Annotated in this window: 27 protein-coding genes; 13 read left to right on the top strand and 14 right to left on the bottom strand. The window is 27.2% G+C overall.

Annotated elements, in window-relative coordinates; all coding sequences use genetic code 11:
* Positions 1-277 precede the first annotated feature (277 nt).
* Positions 278-649: a VOC family protein gene (locus ACM591_RS11245; RefSeq protein ID WP_029377628.1), complete on the top strand. Its 372-nt coding sequence runs from the start codon at positions 278-280 to the stop codon at positions 647-649.
* Positions 650-746: 97 nt separating this feature from the next.
* Here the strand turns inward: ACM591_RS11245 and ACM591_RS11240 are convergent, their stop codons facing one another.
* On the bottom strand, positions 747-1238 hold the full coding sequence (locus ACM591_RS11240) for an AAA family ATPase (RefSeq protein WP_029377627.1): 492 nt from the start codon (positions 1236-1238) through the stop codon (positions 747-749).
* Between the two features lie 105 nt (positions 1239-1343).
* Here ACM591_RS11240 and ACM591_RS11235 point away from each other — a divergent pair, with 105 nt between their 5' ends.
* The 3 genes from ACM591_RS11235 (at position 1344) to ACM591_RS11225 (ending at position 3156) form a co-directional block, all read left to right on the top strand.
* Positions 1344-1880: a CHAP domain-containing protein gene (locus ACM591_RS11235; protein WP_058625704.1), complete on the top strand. Its 537-nt coding sequence runs from the start codon at positions 1344-1346 to the stop codon at positions 1878-1880.
* A 303-nt stretch (positions 1881-2183) separates the two neighbouring features.
* A complete protein-coding gene (locus ACM591_RS11230) occupies positions 2184-2804 on the top strand; it encodes a CadD family cadmium resistance transporter (protein WP_029377625.1) in 621 nt (206 codons plus the stop codon).
* Positions 2805-2817: 13 nt separating this feature from the next.
* Positions 2818-3156, top strand: a complete 339-nt coding sequence (locus ACM591_RS11225) for an ArsR/SmtB family transcription factor (RefSeq protein WP_029377624.1) — start codon at positions 2818-2820, stop codon at positions 3154-3156.
* Between the two features lie 117 nt (positions 3157-3273).
* On the opposite strand, the gene ACM591_RS11220 is transcribed toward ACM591_RS11225, so the two are convergent.
* The 3 genes from ACM591_RS11220 to ACM591_RS11210 form a co-directional block, all read right to left on the bottom strand.
* A complete protein-coding gene (locus tag ACM591_RS11220) occupies positions 3274-3441 on the bottom strand; it encodes a hypothetical protein (protein ID WP_167330432.1) in 168 nt (55 codons plus the stop codon).
* Between the two features lie 281 nt (positions 3442-3722).
* Positions 3723-3905 (bottom strand): CsbD family protein, encoded by a 183-nt coding sequence (locus ACM591_RS11215; RefSeq protein ID WP_029377623.1) that lies wholly within the window; start codon positions 3903-3905, stop codon positions 3723-3725.
* Between the two features lie 351 nt (positions 3906-4256).
* Positions 4257-4529 carry a hypothetical protein gene (locus tag ACM591_RS11210; RefSeq protein WP_326026790.1) on the bottom strand — a complete coding sequence of 91 codons (273 nt, stop codon included), beginning with the start codon at positions 4527-4529 and terminating at the stop codon, positions 4257-4259.
* 269 nt (positions 4530-4798) lie between these two features.
* Here ACM591_RS11210 and ACM591_RS11205 point away from each other — a divergent pair, with 269 nt between their 5' ends.
* Complete coding sequence (locus tag ACM591_RS11205) at positions 4799-5176, top strand: DUF1722 domain-containing protein (RefSeq protein ID WP_029377621.1); 378 nt, start codon at positions 4799-4801, stop codon at positions 5174-5176.
* Between the two features lie 110 nt (positions 5177-5286).
* Here the strand turns inward: ACM591_RS11205 and ACM591_RS11200 are convergent, their stop codons facing one another.
* Complete coding sequence (locus ACM591_RS11200) at positions 5287-5775, bottom strand: MepB family protein (protein WP_029377620.1); 489 nt, start codon at positions 5773-5775, stop codon at positions 5287-5289.
* Between the two features lie 193 nt (positions 5776-5968).
* Here ACM591_RS11200 and ACM591_RS11195 point away from each other — a divergent pair, with 193 nt between their 5' ends.
* Positions 5969-6790 (top strand): alpha/beta hydrolase, encoded by an 822-nt coding sequence (locus tag ACM591_RS11195; RefSeq protein ID WP_029377619.1) that lies wholly within the window; start codon positions 5969-5971, stop codon positions 6788-6790.
* Between the two features lie 117 nt (positions 6791-6907).
* Positions 6908-7090, top strand: coding sequence for a hypothetical protein (locus ACM591_RS11190; RefSeq protein ID WP_029377618.1), 183 nt, complete (start codon positions 6908-6910; stop codon positions 7088-7090).
* Between the two features lie 184 nt (positions 7091-7274).
* Here the strand turns inward: ACM591_RS11190 and ACM591_RS11185 are convergent, their stop codons facing one another.
* Complete coding sequence (locus tag ACM591_RS11185) at positions 7275-7475, bottom strand: helix-turn-helix domain-containing protein (RefSeq protein ID WP_029377617.1); 201 nt, start codon at positions 7473-7475, stop codon at positions 7275-7277.
* Positions 7476-7710: 235 nt separating this feature from the next.
* Here ACM591_RS11185 and ACM591_RS11180 point away from each other — a divergent pair, with 235 nt between their 5' ends.
* A complete protein-coding gene (locus ACM591_RS11180) occupies positions 7711-8097 on the top strand; it encodes a VOC family protein (RefSeq protein WP_058625706.1) in 387 nt (128 codons plus the stop codon).
* A 164-nt stretch (positions 8098-8261) separates the two neighbouring features.
* Positions 8262-8702, top strand: coding sequence for a GNAT family N-acetyltransferase (locus ACM591_RS11175; protein WP_418354385.1), 441 nt, complete (start codon positions 8262-8264; stop codon positions 8700-8702).
* 260 nt (positions 8703-8962) lie between these two features.
* Here the strand turns inward: ACM591_RS11175 and vraX are convergent, their stop codons facing one another.
* The 6 genes from vraX to ACM591_RS11145 all read right to left on the bottom strand — a co-directional run bounded on the left by vraX (position 8963) and on the right by ACM591_RS11145 (position 12094).
* Complete coding sequence (gene vraX, locus ACM591_RS11170) at positions 8963-9127, bottom strand: C1q-binding complement inhibitor VraX (RefSeq protein WP_017722413.1); 165 nt, start codon at positions 9125-9127, stop codon at positions 8963-8965.
* Positions 9128-9743: 616 nt separating this feature from the next.
* On the bottom strand, positions 9744-9920 hold the full coding sequence (locus ACM591_RS11165; RefSeq protein WP_167330433.1) for a hypothetical protein: 177 nt from the start codon (positions 9918-9920) through the stop codon (positions 9744-9746).
* A 242-nt stretch (positions 9921-10162) separates the two neighbouring features.
* Positions 10163-10291 carry a hypothetical protein gene (locus ACM591_RS11160; protein WP_255201477.1) on the bottom strand — a complete coding sequence of 43 codons (129 nt, stop codon included), beginning with the start codon at positions 10289-10291 and terminating at the stop codon, positions 10163-10165.
* A gap of 228 nt (positions 10292-10519) precedes the next feature.
* Positions 10520-11482: an arsenic resistance protein gene (locus ACM591_RS11155; protein ID WP_326026787.1), complete on the bottom strand. Its 963-nt coding sequence runs from the start codon at positions 11480-11482 to the stop codon at positions 10520-10522.
* A gap of 100 nt (positions 11483-11582) precedes the next feature.
* A complete protein-coding gene (locus ACM591_RS11150; protein ID WP_255200682.1) occupies positions 11583-11714 on the bottom strand; it encodes a hypothetical protein in 132 nt (43 codons plus the stop codon).
* A 131-nt stretch (positions 11715-11845) separates the two neighbouring features.
* Positions 11846-12094 (bottom strand): hypothetical protein, encoded by a 249-nt coding sequence (locus ACM591_RS11145; RefSeq protein WP_038678172.1) that lies wholly within the window; start codon positions 12092-12094, stop codon positions 11846-11848.
* Between the two features lie 163 nt (positions 12095-12257).
* Between ACM591_RS11145 and ACM591_RS11140 the strand changes: the two genes are divergently transcribed.
* Positions 12258-12467 carry a hypothetical protein gene (locus ACM591_RS11140; RefSeq protein WP_029377612.1) on the top strand — a complete coding sequence of 70 codons (210 nt, stop codon included), beginning with the start codon at positions 12258-12260 and terminating at the stop codon, positions 12465-12467.
* 241 nt (positions 12468-12708) lie between these two features.
* Here the strand turns inward: ACM591_RS11140 and tsaT are convergent, their stop codons facing one another.
* Positions 12709-12891, bottom strand: coding sequence for a type II toxin-antitoxin system toxin TsaT (gene tsaT / locus ACM591_RS11135; RefSeq protein ID WP_029377611.1), 183 nt, complete (start codon positions 12889-12891; stop codon positions 12709-12711).
* A gap of 227 nt (positions 12892-13118) precedes the next feature.
* Between tsaT and ACM591_RS11130 the strand changes: the two genes are divergently transcribed.
* The 3 genes from ACM591_RS11130 to ACM591_RS11120 all read left to right on the top strand — a co-directional run bounded on the left by ACM591_RS11130 (position 13119) and on the right by ACM591_RS11120 (position 14475).
* Positions 13119-13622: a hypothetical protein gene (locus ACM591_RS11130; RefSeq protein WP_038678174.1), complete on the top strand. Its 504-nt coding sequence runs from the start codon at positions 13119-13121 to the stop codon at positions 13620-13622.
* Between the two features lie 67 nt (positions 13623-13689).
* Complete coding sequence (locus tag ACM591_RS11125; protein ID WP_029377609.1) at positions 13690-13896, top strand: TM2 domain-containing protein; 207 nt, start codon at positions 13690-13692, stop codon at positions 13894-13896.
* A gap of 360 nt (positions 13897-14256) precedes the next feature.
* Positions 14257-14475, top strand: coding sequence for a YozE family protein (locus ACM591_RS11120; protein WP_029377608.1), 219 nt, complete (start codon positions 14257-14259; stop codon positions 14473-14475).
* A 3-nt stretch (positions 14476-14478) separates the two neighbouring features.
* Here the strand turns inward: ACM591_RS11120 and ACM591_RS11115 are convergent, their stop codons facing one another.
* Positions 14479-14715 (bottom strand): hypothetical protein, encoded by a 237-nt coding sequence (locus tag ACM591_RS11115; RefSeq protein ID WP_029377607.1) that lies wholly within the window; start codon positions 14713-14715, stop codon positions 14479-14481.
* Positions 14716-14873: the final 158 nt, after the last annotated feature.

Genomic DNA, 14873 nt, shown 5'->3' with positions numbered 1-14873 from the left:
TTTAATACTCACAACACTAAAATTTATTAATAACAATCATATGTTTTTTTGAATATATAAGTAAAATAATTATATTAGTTAATTGTACTATATATAAGTAAGGTTTTGTGATAACAAAACCTTATACTTTGCAATATAATTACTTATAATTAAATTGGGACTTAATGTTAGCTACTAATTTTTTTATATCAATAAATTTGAAGTAATTAGTACTAATGATGTTTCTAAACGATAATATAAAGGTAAGTATATATAAGACAAACGGGGGGATTTTTAAATGGAAAAGTTAGATCAAGTGATGTTATATGTTGATAATCAAGCGAAATCAGTTGAGTTTTGGACAGACATTTTAGGGTTTGTTGTAGTTTCTGAAGAAGAAATGGCAGAAGGTTTTAAAGCAGTAGAGGTAGCACCAAATGAGAGTGTTGAAACATCAATTTCAATCATTGAAAAAGATTTTATGGAAAAATATAGTCCTGAAGTAAGCGTTACAACACCATCTCTAATGTTCAAAGAAAAGGACCTTGATGCGTTGTATGAAAAATTAAAAGAAAAAGGTTTGACTGGTCATGAGATAATTGAAATGTCAGGCACACGAGTCTTTAATTTCCAAGATGGTCAAGGCAATTACTTCGCAGTAAGTGACTAATTATAGTTGTACTAAGTTATAGAAAAAGAGCGTTTTTTATGAATTCAAAAATCATAAGAAACGCTTTTTAATTTTATGCAAAAATATGAGTAAATGGTTACTGCGTAATTTCTACTATATTTAGTCTTTCAGATTCATTAGGTTTTTCAAAATACTGACTAACATAATTAAACGTCTCTAGTGTGTCAAAATTCGCTCTTTCAGGATTTTCTATATTTCGTTGTTTTAGCCTTTGTAAACAGGTTTCGTCTGGTATATTTAGATAAATGAGTTTATGGCTAACATTGATTTCAGAAGCTATATTACTTAGCCATTTTCGTTGTTTTTGAGTATTGCCAGGAAAGTCCATGACCACACTTGTATCAGCCCTTAATAAATTTTGAACATGATTTTTAACAAAAGGTTTAATACGATTAGAATAAGTTAAATAATCATCAAAGGTCTTTATTTGATTTGGATAAAATTGTTCAAGTATTTCATCTTCTGACAATAGTATGGCATTTTTATCACTAGCAATCTTTTTAGAAATTGTTGATTTACCAGCACCCATTTTACCAGTGCAAAAATATAGTGTACCAAAATATGCCATTACGTTACCTCCGTTTAGAATTTTTAGGAATAGTTTTAGTATAAAGAAATAATGAAATAAGTTATAGTGAAAACTAGAGTTATATAATAAACAAAGGGGATTTTTATGTTTAAGTATATTTTGAAAATCAGTTCGTTTTTAATGGTAGCAACATTATACATATTTGTAATAAATCAATCTAGTTATGCTTCAGCAGCTACAAATGCAACGCAACAGGATGCAATTAATCATGTTGAAACTTTAAACGGTAAAGGTTGGGACTATGATTCGGAGTATGGATGGCAATGCTTTGATCTGGTAAATGAACAGTGGGATTATTTATATGGCCATGGATTAAAGGGTGATTATGCAAAAGATATTCCAAAAGAAAATAATTTTATAGGCGAAGCGACAGTTTATGAAAATACGCCTGATTTCAAAGCAACTGCAGGAGATATTGTAGTGTTTAATGAAAATTATGGTGAAGGAGCTGGTCATACTGCGATTGTAACTAACGGTAATTATGATGGTAATTATCTTCAATTTCAGTCCTTAGACCAAAATTGGGAAGGCGGCGGCGCAGATAAAACTGAAGTTGCGCACAAAATCATTCATGATTATGAATCAGAAATGATATTTATTCGCCCACATTACAGTAAATAGATGAATAGTAAAAAATAATAAGTCAAAAACTGAAGCATAATCTTTAATTTCAGTTTTTAAATATGTAGGCATTTTACTGTGAGTTCCATAAGCGTACAGTGATAGATATAATTCTTATTTTGACGGGGCATTAAAATCTTAATTTAGATTGATGTCCCGTATTTTTTGATTTTCAACTGAATATTTTTGACTTATTAGTGGAGTATAAAAGCTAACCTACATAGTAGTTAGTATAATTTCTATTTAATTATGATGTTGAATATTATATAATACATTCAAAATTATTTTTGAATGAGGTGTGTTATGCTACAAACTATTATGACAGCAATTATTTTGTACACAGCGACAGCGGTAGATTTATTAGTCATTCTATTAATATTTTTTGCTAAAGCTAATACAAAAAAAGAATATCGGGATATTTATATTGGCCAATATGTAGGTTCATTAGCATTAATTTTAATAAGTTTATTTTTAGCATTTGTATTAAACTATGTTCCTGAAAAGTGGATTTTAGGGTTATTAGGTTTAATACCAATTTATTTAGGGATTCGTGTAGCGATTTCTGGTGATTGTGAAGGTGAGGAGAGAGCTAAAAGAGAATTAAATGAAAAAGGCCTAAGTAAGCTTGTTGGTATGGTTGCAATTGTTACCATAGCTAGTTGTGGCGCAGACAATGTAGGTTTATTTGTGCCATACTTTGTAACTTTAAAAACAATAGAGCTGATAACTACATTAATCATATTTATTATTTTAATTTTGGTATTAGTATTTTCAGCACAACTTTTATCAAAAACTCCAGGTATAGGTGAAGTAATTGAACGATTTAACCGTTGGATTATGGCTGTGATATACATAGGGTTAGGATTATTCATTATAATTGAAAATGAGACAATACAAACTATTTATAATATAATTATAAATTAAGGAAGTGGAAGAGATGGCTAATGATTATATTTGTGAAGTGCAGTGTATGCATGAACAGAAAATTGAAAACGCACAGAATTTCATTGAAGAAGCTGCACCTAAGTCGCTATTAAGTATTTTTAGTAAGATTTCTGATGAGACTAAAGTTAAAATTATACTTGGGTTATTAAAAGAAAGTGAAATGTGTGTATGTGATATATCTGTATTATTAAATATGAGTATTGCAACTACATCACATCATTTAAGATTATTATATAAAAAAGGGGTACTTGATAAATACAAAGAAGGAAAAATGTCTTATTACTTTATAAAAGATGAACAAATAAAAACATTTTTTTTGGATAATTTATAATATTAGATAGCTAATAAATTAGTAAGTACCATGAATAAGAATAAGGGAGTGCGTCAGCCAACTCATTGTTTTAATAAGTAGGTCGATTCACTCCTTTATTATAATAGTTAAAAGTGTTTATTTAATTTTTCTTTCATCCACAGTATTTGATAATAGCGTCAAATAGCGTTGAACATTATCTGACGGTGTATCTTTAGGTAAAGTATGTGTGAACACATGCCCCTTATGTGTCTCAACTGTGTAACTAATATCTATACTACCGATTTTATATTTAATAATTTTCATAATGTCCCCTTAAAATAGCTTTTAAAATTTAGTTTGAGTATATACGTTTAAATAAATCCACTATTTAACTATGAAGGTAATATTCCTATAGAAATAGTATGTTTTGTTTAATTGTACTACATATAAACGCTTTTGCAACTATAAAGCGTACTATGTTTATATGTGAAAAGATAAGCTTTAACTATTGAGGAATGTATTTTGAGCATTTTAATGAATTGTTTTAAATTCAGCTAGAAAAAAAGACCACAATAATTAATTTTGTGATCTTATATAAATTATTTTTACTTATTTAGTTTGTCGATAACGCCATTGATCTTGTCTTTAACATTTTCAGTTACTTCTTTTGCTTTACCTGAAGCCTTATCTTCTTTACCTTCTTTTTCTAATTCTTTATCATCCATAACATTGCCTGCTGTCTCTTTTATATTTCCCTTTACTTGTTCAAATTTACTTTCATCTGCCATGTTATTCACCTCAAAAATATTTTTTGATCATTCTATTAATAATATACAAAATGATAAAATTTAAAACAATCAAAATGTATGTAACTTGATATATTTGTATTTAAAATGAATTATATATGACAAAAGAATAAAGTTTATAAAATAGGGGGAAAGTGATGATGAGCAGTCATATGTTACTCTAATAAAAATTCACTATTTTGATGTTAAAAAGAGAACTATACTTAAAAAAGTATTCCTCCCAAAGTAGGGAGTGAAGATAGTTCAATACGTATTATTGGTGTATTTTTGTAAAGGTAACCTTGCATGAGGCGTTATTAAGAAATTACAGACATTAGTTAATAAATCAAGCCCTTATGCATTAATTAGTTTTTGAATTTCGGAATATTTTTGTGCGTTTAATGTACCCAAAGGGCTTTGTTCAATTTCAAAAATCAGAAAATCATCAGTTGCGTTAAATGATGATTTGATGCATTCACAAATTGTATTTTTATCTAAGTCACTTTGTAAAAACCACAGGCTACTATAAATATATAGTGCATTACCTAAATAATTTAATTGTGCCGGTAATTTTTCATATCCGTATGAAATTGAATTTAAATTATAAGACAATATATATTTTGACATTTATATCACGCTCCCATACAAGCATATCATTAACTGAAATTTAAAAGTTGTAGGAACCTAGTATGAGTTTTATTTTAATTATTATAGTTTTAAATATAAAGTCAAAAATATAGATAATATCCTGGTTTATAAAACTAAAAATAAGGTAATAAATTCTATACAGATGATAGAAATGAACATTATGTTTTTAACTTATATACGTTATATCAATAATATGTTCTCCCATTAAAAATATTATTTGGTGGGAGATTTAAAAAGGATAGATAACAATGAGTAGACAATATGAAATTGAGCAATTATGGAAGCAACATAAATATGAAGTGCTATGGCATGATCAAAATAAATATAAAGCGATTAGAGAAAAATTGAAATATAGCACAACGATAGAGGAAATTGAAACATTAATTAATGAAGCAATAAATACTACACCAAGTAAAGGATCAATAGTTAACGCATATGACCATATGTGGGGTTATTTTAAAAGAAAATGTAGTTCATCAGAAAGAAATTTGCATAACTATTTAAAAGAAGCGTTTAAAAAAGAAGAAATAGATGAAACATATTTATTACAATTTTTAAAAAGCATGGCAAATTATTATGATATGAGCTATATCAAAACTTCAACTATAATACAAAAAATAAATTGACGAATGTGTATCGATTTAAAATTGTTCGATTTCTAAAAGGTGTATCGCAGAATTAATGAAGCAATATTTTTATAGTATTTAATGTTGCTTGAATTATATTAGCTTAAGTTTCAAGTTAACAATTTGTATAGTGAAACTTCATCAATATTATCAGTTAAATCAATAAAATAATTTAATTGCCAACTTTGAGTTTTAATTGCAGTTTGATTTAATTTCTGTTCCCAAGTTGGATACATTCGCATTGCCATTTTTCCTTTTTTTGCACCGTTAGCTATAATATTTTGTTGAGCTAACACGTCTTTTGGAAATATAAATAACCCTTTATGATTCTCATCAATTACTGTAATAATTAATTTGTCACATGATTCATTATAAGTAAAAGGTCTGTTTTTATTCTCGTTATCTTTGGTCCAAAATACTACAAAATAACCTTGCTTATTTGGCGTTTTTTTAGCGATCCTACTTCTAAAAGTTTGTTTATCGGCTTGAAAAGTACAACTTTCATACTCCGCATTAAAAAATTCTGTTTTACAATTTTTTAAATTAATACTTTTCGTAGATTTTAATATTGAGCTTATAAAGTCTAATGATTTATACATAGTTTAACCTTCTTAATTGAGTTTTGATTGCCTTGAGTATACCAAATTCATTAGCGTATAACTATTTTTTTAGTTCCACCTAAATAGAATCTATAATGAATAATAAATTGCTCATATGAAAAAAGTGTAAATTGATACAATGAGGGTAGACGTAATTGCGAGTGTAGAATTTATAAATTGAGGGGTGAACAAGATGCATTATATTAAATACCTAAATTCATCTGATAACACGAAACTATATACTAAAATTAATGATACGCCAGAAGCAAAGGCAAACATTATTATCGTACATGGATTAGCTGAACATTTAGATCGTTATGATATTTTAACGGCATACTTAAATGAAAAAAATTTTAATGTCATAAGATACGATCAAAGAGGACATGGTAGATCTGGAGGGGTACAAACTTACTATAGTAATATGTATGAAATTGTAGAAGATTTAACAGCTATAATTGAATATGTAAAAAACACTTTCGAAGGAAAAGTATATCTTCTTGGACATAGCATGGGTGGTTATACAGTAACTTTATTTGAAACGATTCATCCCGGTACTGTAGATGGTGTAGTTACATCTGGTGCGTTAACAAGGTATAATAACAAGTTATTTGGTGACCCTGATCCAAGTATTTCATCAGAAACTTATATTAAAAATGAATTAGGAGATGGTGTATGTTCTGATTCTGAAGTTATTAGAAAATATGAAATTGACCAATTAAACGCAAAACAAATATCTATGGGGCTTATCCGCACATTATTAGATGGCGTAACGTATTTGAAAAATAATGCGGGGCGTTTTACTAACAATATTTTGATATTACATGGTAAAGAAGATGGATTAGTAAGTTATCATGATTCGTTGCAATTGTACCAAGAAATAGAATCTGAACATAAATCCATTCATATTTATGATAGATTGCAACATGAGATATTAAATGAGTCATCTTATAATCTAAGTATTTTCAAAGAAATTGTTGATTGGATAGATAATGAAATACGTATTTCTAAAAATTAAAGAGCATCCTTACAATAAAAGTGTTTAACCAAACTAAACGATTATCGTAATGTTTGTTATGAAAAATTTAAAGATTTACAATTGATTGTGGAAAGTTTATTGAAAGGAAAGGTTATAATGAAAATAAAAACATTGCATATGCAATATGAAGAAAATTTTGAAGAATTTGATGAACGTGTTAACGAATTTTTACAATATGTAGATGAGAAACAACACTGGGAATTAGTAAGTGTTACTCCATCTGTGACAAATAGTATTGAAGGCGTTGACTACTTTATTACTATTGTTTACAAAAAATAAAATAGTTAAAAAGAAATTGTAGTTATTTGAGTTGAGATTGAAAGGAAAGATGTAGCTATTTTTAGTGAGATAGGGCTATGTGATAATATCACATACATGATGAAAGGCTATGACATTTGCTATGCCATAGCCTTTATTACAACTTATTGTCCCTTAATTTATATTACATTTCATTATGATGCAATTATGAAGTAAATGTTTCTCCTGAAACATTAAAATAGTCTGCTAACATTGCAGCGTCTTTTTCTGAAATGGTGCGATAGCCATTTTCCCAGTCCCATATTTGGCAATTTCTGATATCTGTACCATAGCCATCATTCAAATTAATAGCTAGTTTAGATATGCTTAAATTAGATTTCTCGCGTAATTCGTTAAGAATTTTCACAATCGTTCACTCCTAAAAATAGATAATACTTGTACCACTTTTAATTGTAATATATGGGTACTAGTATTACAAAATTTATGTTTTTTTATTTAAGTAAATTAAATTAAAAATTGTATATTTACATGTATTTTTTATCTTGATATAGAAATGTGTAAATTAAATAATTAATTGTAGAAATGTGTAAAAATCATCAACTTTGCAAAAAATAATTTAATTAAGACTAAGGAGATTTATAATGAAAATAATTGCTATGAGTATTTTTGTTAATAACCAAGATGAAGCACAAAAATTTTATACTGAAAAATTAGGATTTAAATTAAAGCATAACATTGAAATGGGTGGAGGATTTAGATGGTTAACGGTGACTGAGGAAAATTCTAATAACCCTGTTGAAATTGTTTTGGAACCTAATGAAAGTCTAATTGCGAAAAACTACCAAAATGGTTTATATGAAGCGGGTATACCCGTAACCATGTTTGGAGTAGATAACCTGGAAATAGAACATGAAGCATTGGTAAATAGAGGGGTTGAATTTCATACAGAACCTAAAGAGGTTGAAGGTGTGAAATATGCCATACTTGATGATACATGTGGTAATTTAATTCAAATTGTTGAACAATAAGATCTAAATTTTTAGTTAAAGTCATCGTAGTGAAAAAAGTTCGAATAAGAACTAAATATAAATTCTTTCATGTTTTCGTTAATAGTGCTAGATTTATGCTACGTGTTCTCGTTTAAAAAGAATCGTATAAATCTAGTACTTTTTATTTATTGGAGGAATATAAGATGGAATTAGTTATTAAGCACACAAAAGAAATGTCGAATATAGAATTGATTAAAGTTTTTCAAGCTAGAGTCGATGTATTCATAGTTGAGCAAAATTGTATATATCAAGAAGTAGATGAATTTGATTTAAATACTTTGCATGTAATGCTTAAAAAGGGAGAAGAAATCGTTGCATATAGCCGTATTATTGAGCATCCATCTTATATAACTTTTGGTAGGGTACTAGTAGTAGAAAAGTATAGAAAGTCTAATTATGGTAGAGAAATTGTGTTGGCAACATTAAATAAGATTAAAGAAAGCTATAAGCAAACACAGGTTAGAATATCCGGCCAAGCATACCTAAAGTCATTTTATGAGTCATTTGGTTTTGAAAGTGTCTCAGATGTTTATTTAGAAGATAATATCCCTCATATAACTTTTCAAATGCATTTAAACCATTAATAATCTGATAAAATAAAGTGAAATGCGTGAATTCGAAATCTAAAACTATGTTTAGGTTTCATATTCACGCATTTCATATGTGTTACTATTCTTGAAATTATTAGAAACGTATTATTAAGTTTTTATCTCGTTATATCACTACTGTTAATGTATTTTTGTCTTATACAGGCGTTTTATAGTTTAATTGCCCCTTGCTTTAAACATACACCTAATAAGTTTCTGCATTATACTTTCTGTAGTAGCCTATAAAATGTAATGGTTTATTTTTTCATTTTATCAATATCTTGAGATACAAGTGTTAATAGTTCTTCAGTTTCTTGGTCTGTTAGCTCGTCTGAACCTTTAATTCTAATAACTGACCCTTTGTCAGTTTTTACATGATAGACTGGCTCATCGTCCTTATAGACTTTACGTAGTACTTCCATTTCATCACCCTTTTTATTGAAAACATTTCTATTTTCTTTACTACTAACTAAATAGAAATGCGTTGTAAATTATTACTACGAATAACGCTTATTCAATAACTCATTTCATTTAATGCTTTATATATAGGATAACTTTTTATTAATTTGTTTTCCAACAGTATGATTGAATTCATTTAATTTTTTTTTGAAACAGCAAAGTTTATATTATTAGGGTCATTAAAATGAATGTACAGCATTAATAAATGAAACTAAGTAATTTAGTGTAAAATTAGTTATTTATGTTTTTATTAAATAATTTATGGGTATATATTAATAAGCACAAGAAGTCCTCCAAACTCTAGTGTGGATTATATTTTCGAGATTTGCGCCATTCTTAAAGGGTGGCGCTTTTTTTGATTTAATCTCTAAGAGAATTTTGCAGTGCTTCTTTAATAAAATTATAAAAACTGCGAAAAATCTTTAACTACAGATTCTTTCGCAGTTTTTATAATTTGCTTATGATATTAATAAATTAAGCAGTAAATAATTTATAGAAATGAATTTATAAAACAATAAAAAGGTACTAGTTTATAAGCGATCAATAAGTTTTGAATATATAGAGTATAGAAATTATTATTTATTCAATATTTCTTCTCAATTTATCATCCATTTCATTGGCTACATCAATCAACATTTGTTTTGTTTCGGCATTATTTAAAGAGGGATTACCTTTAATTTTAATAATTAAACCTAAGTCAGTTTTTACATAATATAAAAGAGTGTCATCGTCATTAACTTTTCTTAGTATTTGCATAAAATCACCTCAAATTTAGAAATTTCACAAGTGTAGAGGGCATTAAGCTATAGTAAATTAAGGGAATACATAAACATTAAAAAGTGAAACTATATATCTACTTTATAGTAAAATTACACAAAATAACAATATTTGAATTGTGCTTAAAAATAGCAAAATAAAAAACCAACAAAATCTTAAGAATTTGTCGGCGCTTTTGAAACTATTAATAATTAACTTATTGTATTTATAAATAGTTAAGTTTAAAACTGTTCATTTGTTCGATCTTCATCAACACTTTCATCTTCGTCATCAACTACAACTGTTAATAATGGTTTGATTAAAAATGCTGTACCTATTACCCCTAAAAAAACTAAAATAAATTTCTTCAAAACATCCACTCCTTTGTTTAATTTCAATATGAAACATAATGAATTCATAGCCAAACGTATTAAAATATTAACTTATACGATGTTTTTAAATCAAAAGGTAATATTTTACGATTGATATCTATTACAACAAATGCTTTAGTTGTATGATATGTAATTTTTAATACATAAAAAAACTTTTTTTATATCTGAGAACGTCTCATGTTTTCTATATAGATGCCACGGAAAATCTTACTTGATAAATTTAGGTATTATTTTTATATAAAAAACTTCTCCTATTAATTCAACCAACGTTTGTGTGATAATCACAGTTGTTGTAACTGTTACCCAGCTATCTGGTAATGAGAGTGCTAAAGGTAATACAACCAAAGCATTTCTTGTACTTGAACTAAAGGCTAATGTTCGTAAAGTCGTAGTTTCTAATGCGAATAGTTTTCCTGACAGATATCCAATGAATGGAGCGATAATCATAAATAGGATATAGATAGGGATAACGGTAGCTATGACGCTTAAATCATGAGTGATTTTATGTATTTGAGAAGCAATGACTGTAAAAAGTACGAAAGACATAAATATTTCTGGCAACCATGCAGTAATTTTTAGCGTTTTCTCTATGATCAAAATGCGTTTACTAAAATATTGTAGTAGTGCAGCAATTACAAATGGTAGGACAATAAAAGTGATAAATGATTGAATAAACGGTGCTAAATCAATGAAGTAAAAGGTGTTTTTGCTATTAAAGATAGCAAAGTACAAGGGCAATAAGATAATTTGTAAAATAAATAAAATAGGTGTAGAAATTAACATATATTGCGCGTTTCCTTTGCCTAATGAGTTGAAGACAATTACATAGTCAATACAGGGCGTCAACAATACGAGCATTAGACCTATTAATATAGCAGGAGAAGTAATATTGAATAACTGAATTAAACAATAAACTAAGATAGGAATAAGTATAAAGTTTGATAATACTAATGCCATAATAAATTTGCCGCTTAGAGCGTTTTTATGTAATTTTAAAAAAGGAATCTGTGAGAACATACTAAACATTAAAATTCCAATAAAAATAGGGATGACCGATTCAAGTAATTTAATTAAATGCGTTGACGTTAATCCCGTTATTATAGCAAGTAATATGGCAGTAAAATATAAGTAAATTTGGTAATTTTCAATTTTAGTTTTTAAATGATGCATAATAACCTCTCTTTAAAAATATAAAATAAATCCTCAGATATAACACTAACAATCATTATAATTCTTTATAATGATTGTTAGTTAAATTAATATTAATTTATTATTTTTGCTTATCTTGAACGCTAACTTTGTTTTCTATTTTTTCGTTAGTTGAATTATCAATACTTAATAATAATGCACGGACGACTAATACACCAGATACGAGTAACAATAAATTTCTGAAGAATTTCATTCGAATCACTCACCCATCTTATATTAGATAAAAAATAACTCATGTTATAAACATTATACCCGTTAATTACACTAATAAGTGAAAATATAAATCTAATACTACTCATAGATCTATGTTCAAAATATAGTATTTTAAATGTCCTTAATTATCAAATGTTTCTTTAATTCATCGATATCAATAATTAAAGATTTGCTGTTGTTTTCTACTTTATAGTTTATTACTGTGCCTTGTTCAATATCAAAAGATACCTGGCTTAAGATACCCATGGCATAGTCATTTATAGGACTAACTATTGAAATGGAAGTTTCATCCTCTTGTATAACAAATTGTTTTTGACTTTGATTAATTACTGTCCATTGTGGTAAGTAAGTTAAATTCAAATTGGTGCCTCCTTTTAAAATTTTATCGAGTTGATTAGAAATTAATTTAATTATAAATCATAAAGCTATAATGCTACTTCCAATGTCTTTGATTAATTTTCATTAAAGTACAAAATACAGGGAATAAGAATTAAGTAAACAATGTTTTTATAGAGGTGAGCCTATGAACATAGTTATTATTATGATATTAAGTCTTATTTTTGCATTTTTAGCAACAATGCCGTTTTTATTTATTAACACTAGATTACATCAAAATAAAAATTATGCCAAAGATGAGATACGTCATGAAAAGAGACGCACTTTACAACGTTTTATTTATTTCTTTGTTTTAGCTTTAGTAATGTTAATCATTTATACCTTTCTTTTAGATTAAAAGGTGAAGTTTAAATTAATAGGAAAAGCAGTTTGCTTATAGTAAAAAAGAACAGGACAACAATCAAAAAATTAAAATTGATTTCTGTCTTGTTCGCAAATAAAACAATATTAACTTATTCTCTGAAATTATTCTTAGAACTATGTTAAGAATTTTACGTCGATTAATTCACGTTAAGAAATGATATAAAGTTTTTCGAAGTATAGTTTATTGGTTCTTCTTAAAAATTCAATTTTATTTTTTAACTAAATATTAATGAGAATAGTATACCAACAACACCAAAAACAATCAGCATGACTGTAACGCCAAGTAAAGATTCTTTAGCTTGTTGTGATCCTCTTACTTTGTATGCGATAAGTGCGCCAATACCACAAATTAAGAAAATTACTGATAGCCAAAAAACAACCATGAAATGTAGATTCAAAATACTACACCTCCTTTTTATGTGTATGCACTCATGAAACTATCATATTTGTGCAAAATTTATGTGAATCATAAAAAATTAACTGTAGTTATATTTAATCTTGTAATATAAACATCTTATCACTAATTTACAATCTCATATAGGAAGAATTTTAAAGTTTCATTTATTAAAGATTGGATAATAAATAAGGGTATTTAATTATTTGAAGCATGAAAAGAGGGATAATAATGAAAGAATATGACAGTAGCTTTACACAGATTGAACAAAAGATAGAAACATTAAAGTCGAAAAGTGTTAGTGATTTTGTTGAGTTATATAATCAAGTAGAAAATGATATTGTTGAACAAAAAAATTTGATTCGCGAAAGTTTAATGCCAAAAAATAAACAAGAAGATGAGAGAATAAGAGAAATTGCTGACAAAATTCATTTGCATATCCAAACAGGGCTTGAAACGTATAGTAGTGTAGATGACATACTTAATTATTTAGAGCCAGCTTTTCAAAGAGGTAAAGTAGATAAAACTTATGGACGTGCACTGGTGCTCTTAGAAGAAAATACAATGATTCAACAAATCAAACAAAAGTTTAAAGAGGATAAATATAATGTACACTTGATCAATTTAGTTTTAGACAAGTTTATCGAATTAAGCCTTGAAATTATGCCTAATAGTTATTCGAATATTTTGAAATTAGAGCAAGCATATTTTAAAGTATATTATGATAATATGTAACATTATTTAATTTATTAAATAGTTTGATGTATAATTAAGTCAATATAAATAAGTTAGGAGATTAAATATGAATGAAGTAAATAAAGTTATTTACATTGTTTTAGCCGTTTTTTTAGGTAGCTTTGGAATTCACAAATTTTATGCTAGAAAAACAGCAATGGGCTTATTATTCTTGGTCTTTTGTTGGACTGGAATTCCACAAATATTAGCTATTATAGGTGCAATATTAACACTATTTAAACCAGCAGATCAAAATGGTAATGTGTTAGTATAAACACAATTAAAATATAAGTATATGAGCTGTGAAGTAATCTATCATTTTAGATTGCTTCACAGCTTTTTTATTTCCAAGATAAAAGGATTTATTAGACATGTTAAAAAGGTAGGGGGATCTATACGGTTATATAAATATCCCTACCTTTAGTTTAATTTATGAAATTAACATTAAATTAAAAAAACTTTGTAAATTTTACAATCCAAATTAAATATTGTCATAGCAGTATTTAATTAAAAAACATTTAAATTTATAAATGTATCGTGATAGACAAAACATTATTATTTGTTATGATTAAACAAACGCTCACATTTGGAAAAGACTGTAACGATTAAAATATAGATAATCGAGGTAATGCTTATGACATTTTACGATTTTGTAATCGATTTTATAGAAGATGATACGCCACTCGGACAACTTGCGCATAATATTACAGGCGACAAAAATTTTCCGAAAAATGAAACAAGTTTTATTGTATTAAATTCGTATTTCTATAGTAATTATTTTGATCATGAAGTTTTAGCTTCTGCAAAACGAGCATTAAGTTTATATCGAAATAATATAGAGTTAGCTAACTAAACTTTAATTGTCATAATACCAATTTTGTTTTTCTAAAGCGGCTTTTATATCTGTTGTTTTAAAATTAATCTCGTTGTTTCTGATAGAAAAAGGTTCAATGATGTTTTTTGCCATCCAAGAATTAATGAGTTCCTTTGGCAATCCATCTAATTCCATGTCACTTTTGCTTAGTACAAAGCATTCCCAATCAAGTGAAACTTTAGAAGGATTGATATAATTACATTCATTAATTTGATTCATAAAAACACTCCTCAATATTGTAAATCCGACGTTAACTTTTACCCATGTAAAACATAAATCAAACGGTTTGCATAATATAAATTTATTTCTAGTGAAGTATTTTTATTGTTATCTAAGTTTATAATTGAATATAAATTTTAAAAAAGTTGCAGTAGCGG

The sequence above is a fragment of the Staphylococcus sp. Ze2 genome (genome assembly GCF_048568365.1).
Lineage (GTDB): Bacteria > Bacillota > Bacilli > Staphylococcales > Staphylococcaceae > Staphylococcus > Staphylococcus xylosus.
Note: the sequence above shows the minus strand (reverse complement) of the source record. Positions and strands in the feature narration are given on the sequence as shown.